General features: G+C 39.8%; 9 protein-coding genes. 7 read left to right on the plus strand and 2 right to left on the minus strand.

Annotated features, from left to right (window positions below; genetic code table 11):
* The first annotated feature begins 206 nt into the window (after positions 1-206).
* The 5 genes from J2Z32_RS05425 to J2Z32_RS05445 all read left to right on the plus strand — a co-directional run bounded on the left by J2Z32_RS05425 (position 207) and on the right by J2Z32_RS05445 (position 6,475).
* Positions 207-3,020, plus strand: coding sequence for a DUF5689 domain-containing protein (locus J2Z32_RS05425; protein WP_210088196.1), 2,814 nt, complete (start codon positions 207-209; stop codon positions 3,018-3,020).
* Positions 3,021-3,217: 197 nt separating this feature from the next.
* Positions 3,218-3,646 (plus strand): hypothetical protein, encoded by a 429-nt coding sequence (locus J2Z32_RS05430; protein WP_210088143.1) that lies wholly within the window; start codon positions 3,218-3,220, stop codon positions 3,644-3,646.
* A 215-nt stretch (positions 3,647-3,861) separates the two neighbouring features.
* On the plus strand, positions 3,862-4,719 hold the full coding sequence (locus tag J2Z32_RS05435) for a PHP domain-containing protein (RefSeq protein ID WP_210088144.1): 858 nt from the start codon (positions 3,862-3,864) through the stop codon (positions 4,717-4,719).
* Positions 4,720-4,882: 163 nt separating this feature from the next.
* The gene (locus tag J2Z32_RS05440; protein ID WP_210088145.1) at positions 4,883-5,527 is read left to right on the plus strand and encodes a TetR/AcrR family transcriptional regulator; all 645 of its coding nucleotides are present in this window, start codon (positions 4,883-4,885) and stop codon (positions 5,525-5,527) included.
* Positions 5,528-5,542: 15 nt separating this feature from the next.
* Positions 5,543-6,475, plus strand: coding sequence for an alpha/beta fold hydrolase (locus J2Z32_RS05445; protein ID WP_210088146.1), 933 nt, complete (start codon positions 5,543-5,545; stop codon positions 6,473-6,475).
* A 104-nt stretch (positions 6,476-6,579) separates the two neighbouring features.
* Here the strand turns inward: J2Z32_RS05445 and J2Z32_RS05450 are convergent, their stop codons facing one another.
* On the minus strand, positions 6,580-8,316 hold the full coding sequence (locus J2Z32_RS05450) for an Rqc2 family fibronectin-binding protein (protein WP_210088147.1): 1,737 nt from the start codon (positions 8,314-8,316) through the stop codon (positions 6,580-6,582).
* 197 nt (positions 8,317-8,513) lie between these two features.
* On the opposite strand from J2Z32_RS05450, the gene J2Z32_RS05455 reads away from it, so the two are divergent.
* The gene (locus J2Z32_RS05455; protein ID WP_210088148.1) at positions 8,514-11,318 is read left to right on the plus strand and encodes a calcium-translocating P-type ATPase, SERCA-type; all 2,805 of its coding nucleotides are present in this window, start codon (positions 8,514-8,516) and stop codon (positions 11,316-11,318) included.
* Between the two features lie 73 nt (positions 11,319-11,391).
* Positions 11,392-12,222 carry a diaminopimelate epimerase gene (gene dapF, locus J2Z32_RS05460; RefSeq protein ID WP_210088149.1) on the plus strand — a complete coding sequence of 277 codons (831 nt, stop codon included), beginning with the start codon at positions 11,392-11,394 and terminating at the stop codon, positions 12,220-12,222.
* 199 nt (positions 12,223-12,421) lie between these two features.
* Here the strand turns inward: dapF and J2Z32_RS05465 are convergent, their stop codons facing one another.
* Positions 12,422-12,904: an NUDIX hydrolase gene (locus J2Z32_RS05465; RefSeq protein ID WP_210088150.1), complete on the minus strand. Its 483-nt coding sequence runs from the start codon at positions 12,902-12,904 to the stop codon at positions 12,422-12,424.
* Positions 12,905-12,947: the final 43 nt, after the last annotated feature.

Below are 12,947 nucleotides of genomic sequence, written 5' to 3' on the forward strand. Positions count from 1 at the left end.
AGTTGCACCCCTAACATAAGTAAGTTACGAAATAAGTATGTTTATTTTACCACATGTTGGATTTATCATTTTTATGCAATTACAGGACTTAAGTATCATTTTCTAAAATTTAACAATCCCTTTGCAAAAATCGCGATCTTCTTCCTTACTTGCATGCTAGACTAAGCCGAATCCAAAATTATGCAGGAGGCGATGAAGTGGAGAAAATGACTACGCTAAAGTTTAAAGGAATGAAGCTAGCTTTTGCAGTGAGTATCGTATTAACAATGATGATATCATGGTTGGCACCCCCATTAACCTATGCCGAAAACGCAAATGACCCCGCACCATACATTTTAGCAAAGATCGTTAATGAACATGCGGGCAAAAAAGTGCTGTTTGACAATACGCATGCTCAAACGGCAGGTGCGGCAGACTGGGTTATTGATGGCGGATTTTCTGATTTTGGACATGGCATTGCAGGGAATGGTTTTGAAGTAAGAGAACTACGTAAAACGACACCAATTACCTATGCTGACTTAGCGCCGTATGATGTCTTTGTCGTTGCTGAACCAAATATTCCATATAAAATTAGTGAACAAGCCGCGATGCTGCAATATGTCCAGCAAGGTGGAAGTATTTTCTTTATTGGCGATCACTATAACGCAGATCGTAACAAAAATCGCTGGGATGGCTCAGAAGCGATCAATGGTTACCGTCGTGGTGCATGGGAAGACCCTGCTAAAGGCATGAGTACAGAGGAACGGAATTCTGCTGCTATGCAGGGAGTAGAAAATAGTGATTGGTTAGGCCAAAATTTTGGGGTACGCTTCCGCTATAATGCACTAGGTGATATTAACGCGACACATATTGTTGCACCTGAGCAAGCTTTTGGAATTACAGAGGGTGTATCTAGTGTAGCTATGCATGCAGGTTCTACACTTGCGATTGTTGATCCAAGTAAGGCAAAAGGGATCGTTTATTTACCAAAAACGAATGCAGCTTGGCCAAATGCAGTGGATCAAGGTGTTTATAATGGCGGTGGGGTTGCAGAGGGGCCCTATGTCGCTATTGCAAAGGTAGGTTTAGGCAAAGCTGCTTTTATTGGTGACTCTTCCCCTGTGGAGGATGCAACACCTAAATATTTACGTGAAGAAACTGGAGCAAAGAAGAAAACCTATGATGGCTTTAAAGAAGCTGATGATGCAACGCTGCTGTTAAATATTGTGGATTGGCTTGCAGATGAGGAAAGCTATACAAGCTTGGTAGATCTAGATGGTTTATTACTAGATCAACCGACAGCACTTTTACCGATTGAAAATCCCCAGACCTCTGTAGAACCTCAGCCAGAACCATGGTCACAGCCTGCTGCAGGCTATAAATGGTGGGATGCTTCGACCTTTAAGTCTGGTTCATATGGTGCAAGCGATGGTGTTGTTTCTAATCCAGCTTATAGCTTTGTTCATCAAGCCATATTGCCTAATGCAGCACCGTTCCAAATTCGAGTAGAGGTTAAAAATCTTGCGTCAAACAGTACATTGTCTGGGCTAAGCGCTGGCATTTATTTATCTGGAGGTACACAGGTTGCAAAAATTCAAAATGGGGATGGTACATGGCCTTCTTCCTATGGTTATAGTGGTACATTTAGTGTCACGGCGGATAATAAGGGTTACGCCTATAAAGATATTACTGTGCAAATTAAGCCTAATACGACAGGAGCAGCAAGCTTGCGTTTGCGCCAAAATGGTAGCAATTTAATAACTAACAATGTAACGATAGCCAACGTTGCAGCAGAACCTTTACCAGAAACTGAAGCTCCTCATACCGAAGTGCCTGAATTAATTAATATTAGCTCTGCACGAACTCAGGCAGAAGGAACTGTAGTTACGATTGAAGGTGTAATTACGACTGAACCAGGTATTTTTGGGAGTCAAGCCTTTTACATGCAGGATACGACAGGTGGAATTTATGTTTACCAAAATGAGGTGGGGTTCCATCAAGGAGATAAAGTGCGGATTACTGCACCAATTGCTTTGTACAACGGTGAGATAGAGCTGACAACGCCAGTAGCATTAGAGAAAAAGGGCACAACAGCACTACCTGCGCCAGTGAAGACTTCCACTGTGAATCAGATTAACCAAGGACAACTTGTTCAGTTAAAAAATGTAGTTCTTTCAAAGCTTGTTTCTGCAACACCAACAGGCTCTTTTGAATTTGATGCAACAACCTTAGACCCCGAGGGGATTACTACTCATGTTCGTGTAGATGTACGTACAGGACTTTCTGAGGGGGCATTTACGTACCAGGAAGGCGATAAACTCGATATTACGGGGATTGCATCGATCTATCGTGGTGTGTTTCAGTTAAAGCCTCGTGATAAGGAGGACATTACAGCTACGTCAGTGGTGGTGCCACCAGTGAAGGAACCAGAAGATGGGGGAGCTACAGCTATACCTAGTGTACCCGTATTGACTAGCGATCTTGGTTATAAGACAGGATTACGGGCTGGTGATTTTAATATTTTGATGAATTTATGGTGGGGGAATAATGGGAGCTCTTATAGATTGTTTGAAAATGGTGGATTAATTCATGAGGGACAATTAAAAGACGTTTCCCCAAATGCACAACAGCTTACAATTCCAATTTCTGAAAAGTTGAATGGAACGTATAGCTACGAGCTAGAGTTGATTAATCGATTTGGTGTTACAAAAAGTCAAAAGCTTGTTGTTGAAGTGACTGATGCCAAGCCTGGTATAGGTGTACTTTCTAATAACAACTGGGATCGTGATGGGAATTATGAGGTGGTAATGAATATGTGGTGGGGGACCAATGCAGATCGTTATGAGTTGTATGAAAATGGAGAGCTAGTTGATACTCAGAAGCTACAAGCAGCAACCCCTTTAAGTCAACAGGCAATAACTAAGTTTTCAAATAAAGCTTCAGGTGTATACGAATATGAAGCAATTTTAACCAATGCTGCAGGACAATCCTCAACCCAAAAAATAAAAGTTGAAGTTATAGCGGTGGAAAAAGCTGCATAATTAAAGAATAAAAAATTTTTTATAGTTAAAAAAATAATGAATTACACCTTGCAGGAAAAGGAAAAGCGAGGTGTATTTTCTTTTATACAATTATAAATTTGAAACTTTCCTCTTGTATATAATTGGCTAATGCTGTAATCTACTAGGTATAAATACTTAGTATAATAGACCTATTTTTTGAAAACGGTGGGGTGCTCATGAGAGACAATATTACAAAAGCAAAAGAAACTTGTGAGTCATTTTATGTTGAATTGCTTGATAAAAAAGTGACAGATGTTGTTGTTACCAATCATGCCGAGAAGCGATTTCATGATCGTATTCAGGACACAAATGTAGATATTGCGCGCTGGGCTTGGGAGTGCTTAAAGCAAGGACGTATGAAGCCTTATTATAGAAATGAGCAGGATGTATATTTAATAGATGATGACATTGTTATGGTTGCTGAATTTGCAGATGTACCTAATGAAAATAATATACATGACAAGCCACTACATAAAATGATTGTGGTAACGTTTTTAGGAAAAATGTCGGAGACAATGGAGCTACGTGATTTAAAATCTTATTATTCGTGGCTACGTCACTCAAGAAGAATGACCTTAATTAAAAATACACGTAAACGTAGATAATTTGAAGAAAATAAAAAGTATGAGTCAAGTAGATGTTCCCCTCTATGTGAGATGTGGAAAAGCTACCTTGAATTTATGCTTTTTTTTGTATTTATCATTGTAAGTTTGAGCGTACTGAACTTGAGAACTAGCACAGAGAGTTTTCTAAATAGCTTTTAAACTTTAGTGTTATAGTATGATTAGCTTATATTATGAAATGAAGGAGCGATCATAAGATGCAAGGGAATGGTCACTGTGATTTACATACACATACACAAGCCTCGGACGGATTAAATACACCCTCAGCCAATGTGGCTTATGCCAAAGAGAAAGGTCTTTCAGGGTTAGCAATTACAGATCATGACACTATAGCTGGTGTGGCTGAAGCGTTAGAGGCAGGAAAACAGTTAAATATGATCGTCATTGCTGGGATTGAAATAAGTACAACCTTTGAAGGTAAGGATATTCATGTCCTTGGTTATGGCATCGATATAGATGATCCTATTTTGCAGGAAAGATTAGCGTTACAGCGTGAAGGACGGGATGGGCGCAACCAAATCATTGTGAACAAGTTGTCTGCACTTGGTATGCCTTTAAAACTAGAGGACATCCGTTCTGATGTTTTAAAATTAAATAGCCCTAAAGCGAATGCGAAAAACAGTATTGGTCGACCTCATATTGCTCAAGCCATGGTAGTGAAGGGTTATGTTGACAATGTGAGACAAGCTTTTGACTTGTATTTAGGAGAGGGGAAGCCAGCTTACGCTGTCATAGAGCGTATTAGTCCAAATGATGCCGTGAAATGGATTGTGGAAGCAGGAGGTGTAGCGGTATTGGCTCATCCTGGATTATATCGTGACGATGATCTAGTATTACGTATTTTACAAGACGGTGACTTTAAGGGGGTTGAGGTCTTTCATTCCGATCATACGAAGGCGCAAGAAACTAGCTACTTATCAATTGCAGCTAAACTAAACTTAACGGCAACAGGAGGCTCAGATTTCCATGGCAAAAGACAAGGGCAGCTTTATCATGGGGATTTAGGAAGTCGAAGCGTGCCTATGACACAGGTGGAGAAACTGTTAAGACGTTAAGTCATAATAATAAATGGAAATTAAACAATAATAACGAGGTACCAGTAGCGCTTAACTATGGGCGAGCTGGTACTTTTTGCTATTAAATATAAATTGATATTTATTTTTATTTAATTTAAACTAAAAACATACCGATTGAATGTTTTTGATAGGAGTGAGGAGAGTGGGGAAAAAATATACGGCAAAAGAGGCTAAAAATTTAATATTAGATACGGCTGCGGTTTTATTTACGAACAAAGGTTACGAGCATACCTCGATCAGTGACATTGTTGCAGGCCTAGATGGACTCACTCGAGGCGCTGTTTATCATCATTTTGATTCCAAATATGACATTATCGTGGGGATTGCCAAAAGATTAATACCAGAAAAAGAGCTGTTAGATTCTATTGATCAACGTGATGATTTAACTGGTTTAGCAAAAATTCAAAATCTTTTACTTGAAGCGATGTTTAATGACGATATTGCAAAATCAACAGCGATTTCTTTGGCATTACTTCATGATGCCACCTTTACTTCAATTTATAACACGCAGCTGTGTCAAGTTTTGGGACCAAAAATAGAAAGTTATATTGAAGCAGGGAATGAGGATGGCTCTATTAACGTTCCACAACCAAAACAAATGGCGGAAATGATTATTTTATTAACAAGTACTTGGTTTATTCAATCGTTATTTGTAACTACGGCTGACACATTTTTTGAGAAGTTAAAAGCGGCTCAATACGTATTAAGAAAAAGCGGAGTTGATGTTCTAAGCGAGGATGTCTATTTAACAATTGTTAACAAACTTAGTCAGGCTGCTGCTAAATAGAAGAGGAGCGTATATATGAAAAAACCTTTAAAAATTGTTGGGATCATTTTACTTTCGATCATCGTTTTAGTTGTACTTATTTTTGCAGGTATTTTTATTAACAATAAAATTCAACTAAGTCGTGAAGCGAAGAAAATAGTCCCTTATGGAGAAACTGTAGCTATAGATGGCAAAAAAATGAATATTCAAATTTCTGGAGCAGGCAAAAAGACGATTGTGTTATTACCTGGTTTTATGACTGTAGCCCCAGTGATTGATTTTAAGCCACTCATTGATGAATTGGAAAAAAATTATCGTGTTGTGGCGGTTGAACCTTTTGGGTATGGTTTAAGTGACGATACAGACAAGGAAAGATCTATTGAAAATATAACAGAGGAAATACATGAAGTGTTAGCTAAGCAAGGTATAACCAAATACACGATCATGGGTCATTCAATATCTGGAGTATATTCTCTTGAGTATATTAATAAATATCGTGATGAAGTTGAAGCTATTATCGGTATTGATAGTAGTTTACCTTCTCAAGGACATGACGGTGAAAATCCAGCAGAAGCCATGTCTCTACTAAGGAAATCAGGTATTTACCGGTTACTCGTAAGCACTAACCCTGCAATGCTAAACATTCCAGCTGTGGGGGACAAGCTAAGCGAACAATATAAATATTTATCTCTTAGAAATATCGGATCAGAAGCGACTGTAAATGAAGGTAAAGCAATCCTAGAAAATTTTCAAAAGGCAGCTGCAATCCAATTACCAAAAGACTTACCCGTTCTCTATTTTTTAGCAACGGACAGTGTTAATCCAGATGAAAACTGGTTAAAGATCCATCAGGATATGGTTAAAAATAGTGAAAAATCAGCTGTTAAAGTCATAGAGGGTGGGCACTATTTGCATCATACTCAAGCTAAGCTCTTAGCTGAGGATACGTTATCTTTTTTAGGAAAATAAATGAATAATAAGATTTCATACACGCTTAATATTTTATCGTAGTGATATAAAAACTCCCCACATTCTCATTCATGTGGGGAGTTTTCTATTTATTGGTTACTAAATCAATTATTTTTAGTCTGACTACGCAAACCTTTTATGAGGTCTTCATCAGGGGTAACAAATAAAGTTTTTTGATTATCATAAATGACAAACCCTGGCTTGGCCCCACTAGGCTTACGTACATGGCGAATTAAGGTGTAATCAACAGGCACACTACTGGAGGATTTCGCTTGGCTGAAATAAGCGGCTAGCTGAGCAGCCTCATGAAGTGTATCCTCACTATAAGTCTCACTTCTAATTAATACGTGGGACCCTGGAATATCCTTTGTATGGAGCCAAGTATCATTGGGTTTCCCTACTTTATTTGTCACATATTCATTTTGAATATTGTTTTTCCCAACGTATAGTTCAATTCCCTCAGAGGAAGTGTACACGTGTAAGGTAGGGCGATCATTTTTTTTCTTTTTCTTTCCTTTTGGTCCTCGATCACGTAAGTAGCCTTGTGTAATCAATTCCTCACGTATTTCATCGATATCACTAAGGGTAGCGTATTGAAGCTGCTGTAATAAACCTTCAATATACCTAATTTCCTCATTGGCTAGCTTCATTTGCTCTTCAATGACGGCTAAGCTATTTTTAAATTTATTATATTTTTTAAAATATTTTTGCGCGTTTTCAGAAGGAGTGAGCAAAGGATCAAGCTGAATCTTTTCGATCGGCTGTGATTCTTCATAATAATTTACTAATTCAACCTGCTTATCTCCCTTGTTAACGGAATGTAAAGAGGCAAACAACAACTCTCCCGCAATTCGGTAACGCTCCGCATCATCCGCTTCAAGTAAGTCCTGCTGTAGCTTTGTCAGCTTTTTCACGTTTTTGTTTCGTTCATTTTGCAAGAAACGTAATAAGTCACTGCTCTTTTGCTTCACAGTATCTCTTAATGCCTTATCCCCGTAATAAGCCTCCATACATTCACTGATAGAATCGTATTGGCGCAAGTTAGAAGTGATCTGTGATAAAGGGATGACTGAAAATATACTTTTTTGTTGTTCATTATCTCCAAGCATAGGTGCATACTCGTGTTGCTTAACTTGATTCATCAGTTTTGAGAAGGTTTCCCACAATTGATTGATGTCACGTTGCTCCTGATAGGCTGGTGTTTGGACTATAATTTCATTTGCAATTAATGGGCTGATCCCACTAAAAGACTCTACAAGCCAATTTGTGCTAGCGACACCAAGCTTATGATAGGCAGCAATGAATTGCTCTTTAGTTACTTCTAGCGGGTTAAGCTTATGTTGCTCAGGTGGCGCGCTATAAACTGTACCAGGCATGACAACCCGAAAGGAACTGATCGAAGGTGTAATATGATGAATGCCATCCAACTGTACCCCCGTTTGAGGATCAACCAAAATAAGATTACTGTGGCGCCCCATCAGCTCAATAATAATTCGTTTTAACGAAACGTCCCCTAATTCATCACGTTGCCGAACGTCAATATGGATAATCCGCTCCATTCCAACCTGAGAAACTGCTTCAATAAAACCACCCTCACAATGCTTGCGAAGCAACATGCAAAACATAGGTGCTTCTGGTGGGTTAGGAAATGATTGCTCTGTGAAATGGACTCGTGGATAGGTTGCGTTTGCGGAAAGTAGCAGCTTCACATTTTTTCCTTGCGCGCGCATGTTAAAAATAATATCTCTTGTAGAAGGTTGATGTATTTTATTAATTCGACCGCCAATGCACTGCTGAAGCTCATGGACGATCGCCCGTGTTACGATGCCATCTAATGCCATATTTGATTCTCCATTCTATGAATTGCTACTTTTTAGATTATCAGAAACCTACCTTAGATGAAAGGGTTGCCTCTATATGATCTCCAGCCGACTTAAAACGCTGGTGATATTTTGGGACTGGCATACATAGATTTAGTGATAAGTGGATAAGCCTTCACGCTATATTTGACATAATTTACGGGAGGGGAATACCAGGTATGGAACAGAAACAGTGGCATCAGTATAGTGGCGACGAGCTTCTTATGAAGTTCAATGTTACGGCTGAGGATGGACTAAAAGAGGAGGAAGTGGAGCAAAGAAGGCAACAATATGGCTGGAATGAATTGACAGAAGCGAAGCGAATTTCACCATTTATATTATTTTTAAATCAGTTTAAAGATTTTATGATGCTTGTATTAATGGGGGCTACTTTAATTTCAGGCATACTTGGTGAATATTTAGATGCGATCACAATTATTGCTATTGTTGTATTAAACGGTGTGCTTGGTTTTATTCAGGAATTTCGAGCAGAGCGTTCACTTCGTGCATTAAAACAGTTATCCGCCCCCCATGCTAATGTGTTACGTCAAGGTGAAGTACGTAATGTATTTGTCAAAGAGCTTGTGCCTGGCGATATTGTATTGGTAGAAAGTGGGGACCGTATACCTGCTGATGTGCATTGGTTAAAAACGAACAGCTTAGATGCAGAGGAATCCGCCTTGACTGGGGAGTCTCATCCGGTTGGCAAGCACAGCAAAGCACTTTACGAAAAAGAAGTTGCGCTTGGAGATCAAAAAAATCTAGGTTTTATGGGTACAATGATTACGCGTGGCTCAGGAGTAGGGATAGTCATTCGTACAGGTATGGATACAGAAATGGGTAAAATTGCGGATCTGATTCAAAATACAGAGGAGCAACAAACACCATTACAGCTTAGACTTGAGCAATTAGGGAAAATATTAATTTATTTATCGCTTGCTTTAACTGTATTGGTTGTTCTTGTTGGGATTTTGCATGGTCAACCTGCGTCAGCGATGTTCTTTATGGGGGTAAGCTTAGCGGTCGCCGCAATTCCAGAAGGTCTTCCTGCCATTGTTACGATTGCTTTAGCTTTAGGTGTGCAGCGAATGATTAAACGAAAGGCAATTGTGCGTAAATTGCCATCTGTTGAGACATTGGGCTGTGCGTCCGTTATTTGCTCCGATAAAACAGGAACCTTAACCCAAAATAAAATGACCGTGACAAAAATTTGGGTCGAAAATCGAGTGCTTGCTGTCAGTGGTGAAGGTTATGAGCCTGTTGGAAATATTACTGAAAAAGGGAAAGCAGTTGATCTAAAAAGCGATCAGAGCCTTCGACGTTTTTTACAAATTAGCTCGCTATGTAGTAATGCTGTCATCTATAAAGAGGATGATAATGATACAAGGTCTAAACGTAAAGCCAAAGAGGATGAAGCAGAGGATAGCTCTGTCTGGAAGCTAAAGGGTGATCCAACAGAAGGTGCATTAGTGACCTTAGCTAGTAAAATGGGATTGTCTCCTTCCTCTTTAAGCTCTGTGTATGAACGGGAGCAGGAGTTTCCGTTTGATTCTAAACGCAAGCGTATGTCCGTCATTGCCTCACATCAAGGTGGGAAAATTGCTTTTGTCAAAGGTGCACCTGATTTATTGCTTGAGCAGTGCTCCTATATATTGTGGGAAGGTAAGGTTGTGCCATTTACAGGAGTTTTTCGTGGAAAGGTACAGGCTGCTAATGAAGAGATGGCACGTAATGCATTACGTGTGTTAGGAATGGCTTATCGCGAGTTAAAGCCTCATGAGGACTGTAGCAATGAAGACAATGTTGAATCACAGCTTATTTTTGTTGGATTAGCTGGAATGATTGATCCTCCAAGACGTGAGGCTAGAGACGCGATTGCGGTTTGCCGCCGTGCTGGGATTAAGACGGTGATGATTACTGGGGATCATGGCTTGACTGCTGAAGCGATTGCAACTGATCTAGGCATTATTCAGCAAGGAGGCAAATCGATGTCTGGGCATCAGATTTCCGCTTTAAGTGATAATGAGCTAGATCGTCAAGTGGATAACATTTACGTATATTCCAGAGTATCTCCTGAGCATAAGCTACGGATTGTGAAGTCATTGCAGCGACAAGGTCATATTGTTGCGATGACAGGCGATGGTGTTAATGATGCACCTGCAATTAAAGCTGCGGACATTGGGATTTCGATGGGGATCACTGGAACAGATGTTGCGAAGGAAGCTTCATCTCTAGTGCTCAGTGATGATAATTTTACTTCTATCGTTGCGGCAATTGAAGAAGGAAGAAATATTTATGAAAACATACGAAAATTTATTCGCTATTTACTTGCCTCTAATGTAGGCGAAATTTTAACGATGTTATTTGCAATGTTAGCTGGGCTACCACTTCCTTTGTTACCGATTCAGATCTTATGGGTAAACCTTGTTACAGATGGACTACCCGCGATGGCGCTTGGTGTAGATCAGCCTGAAAAGGATTTAATGGAGCATAAGCCTCGTCCCGCTAAGGAAAACATATTTGCAAGACGTATGGGCTGGAAAATAATAAGTCGAGGATTTTTGATCGGGATATGTACGTTAGGCGCATTCTGGATAACGCTACAAGTAAATCCAAACGATGCGACGCAGCTTGCAACAGCACAATCCGTTGCATTTTGTACATTAGTGATGGCACAACTCATTCATGTCTTTGATTGCCGTAGCTCACGCTCTATTTTCCACCGTAACATTTTGCAAAATAAATATTTAGTAGTGGCTGTTCTTTCATCGGTATTATTGCTGTTAGGTGTCATGTACATCGAAGCATTGCAACCGATTTTCAAAACGGTTCCGCTTGGCCCAAGAGAATGGGCAATTACATTAGTTGCCGCAGGCATACCAACATTCCTGCTAGGTGCGGGTAGTGTATGGTCAGGCAATCGCCGCAACTACAACGGCCCTAGACCGCTTGTCAGAGCGAATAGTACAAATATTCGTGCATAAAATCAATACCTTTTAAAGACGTAAATAGATAAACTTACCCCTATGAAAGAAGCTTTTTATAGGGGGTTTTTTTATGGAATTTACTAAAATGCATGGACTTGGTAATGACTTTTTAATTGTTTATGGTGAGCAAGAACTGCCTACAAATGCCGCAGAGCTTGCTATTAAATATTGCGATAGATATTTTGGAGTAGGTGGGGACGGCTTAGTCTATATTTTGCCTTCGGAGCAAGCTGACTTTAAAATGCGCATCATTAATTCTGACGGTAGTGAAGCAGAGCAATGTGGGAATGCCATTCGTTGTGTAGCAAAATATGTATACGATCATGGCTATACGCAGGAGCAAAACATCACTATCGAGACGATTGGTGCCGGGGTACAGCCTGTTAGTCTGTATGTTGAACAAAATAAAGTAACTAAAGTGCGTGTAGATATGGGAGAGCCTATTTTAGATGGTTTACAGGTTCCAACTATATTCGAAGGTAGTCCTGTCATGAATCAGCCTATAGAAGCTGGTGGAGAGCCGTTTTTATTTACTGCGGTTTCCATGGGAAACCCACATAGTGTCATCTATGTAGAGGATGCACCTACATTTGAATTAGCTACATTTGGCCCACTGCTAGAGGTTCATCCCTATTTCCCACGTAAAATCAATGTTGAGTTTGCTAGCGTTACATCACGTGATCGTGTAGAGATGAGAGTGTGGGAGCGTGGTGCTGGACCTACACTGGCATGTGGCACAGGCGCATGTGCAACATTGGTATCCTCCGTGCTAAATGGCTATACAGATCGTGCAGCATGGATTGGACTAAAAGGAGGAGACCTGTACATCGAATGGAATGAAGAAGACAACCATGTGTATATGACAGGGCCTGCTGAAGTCGTGTATACGGGGATAATTTAATTGCGTTTTTAATAAAATGCGATTTTCAGATTAAAAAGGCGTGTCTGAAGGTGAAAGAATCTGAAATATTAATTGCACCTGCAAAGTAATACACCTGAAAAGTAATACGAATGCACTGTAGTGAGTTGTTTTTTTGTAGTATTCTTGTGGTTTTCAGACACGTCTTAATTAATTTGTCCTTTATATTTCATTCATAGCTTCACACAGTCCTACTCAACTTCACTTCAAAATTTGGTTTTGTAACATAATCCATGTAATGCGTTTTCCCATTAAAATTTAAATAAGCTTGATAACGCGTTATGATAGCTGGGGCTGTAATCATATCAAGCGCTTGCTCCTTGGGGACCCAGCGACAATCCGAAGTCTCATCGGACGTAGATAACTGCCCGCCAATGGGCTTGCACACAAAGTCCAACATCACTTTAGTTGGCACTTCAGTTAACCCGTCATACCATTTATGCACACCACTGTTTGAAAATACGCCAAATAAATGCGACACAATGACATCTATTCCGCTTTCCTCTTTTATTTCTCTAATGAGAGCATCGATAAGATTTTCACCTACTTCTACTTGCCCCCCTGGACACACCCATCCGCCATGATGGGTTTTTACCAAAAGTACTTGTCCTTCTTCATCTTCAACAATCCCACTAACAGCAACAATATGAGTTGGCCATGTCATATACATTCCTCCATAAGTTTTATAAATGATAAAGTAATTTCTA

The organism is Paenibacillus turicensis (assembly GCF_017873435.1).
In the GTDB taxonomy this organism is placed as follows: domain Bacteria; phylum Bacillota; class Bacilli; order Paenibacillales; family Paenibacillaceae; genus Fontibacillus; species Fontibacillus turicensis.

Coding starts and splice junctions, on each gene's coding strand:
- J2Z32_RS05425 (WP_210088196.1), top strand. CDS start 207: ATGACTACGCTAAAGTTTAAAGGAATGAAGCTAGCTTTTGCAGTGAGT.
- J2Z32_RS05430 (WP_210088143.1), top strand. CDS start 3,218: ATGAGAGACAATATTACAAAAGCAAAAGAAACTTGTGAGTCATTTTAT.
- J2Z32_RS05435 (WP_210088144.1), top strand. CDS start 3,862: ATGCAAGGGAATGGTCACTGTGATTTACATACACATACACAAGCCTCG.
- J2Z32_RS05445 (WP_210088146.1), top strand. CDS start 5,543: ATGAAAAAACCTTTAAAAATTGTTGGGATCATTTTACTTTCGATCATC.
- J2Z32_RS05450 (WP_210088147.1), bottom strand. CDS start 8,316: ATGGCATTAGATGGCATCGTAACACGGGCGATCGTCCATGAGCTTCAG.
- J2Z32_RS05455 (WP_210088148.1), top strand. CDS start 8,514: ATGGAACAGAAACAGTGGCATCAGTATAGTGGCGACGAGCTTCTTATG.
- dapF (WP_210088149.1), top strand. CDS start 11,392: ATGGAATTTACTAAAATGCATGGACTTGGTAATGACTTTTTAATTGTT.
- J2Z32_RS05465 (WP_210088150.1), bottom strand. CDS start 12,904: ATGACATGGCCAACTCATATTGTTGCTGTTAGTGGGATTGTTGAAGAT.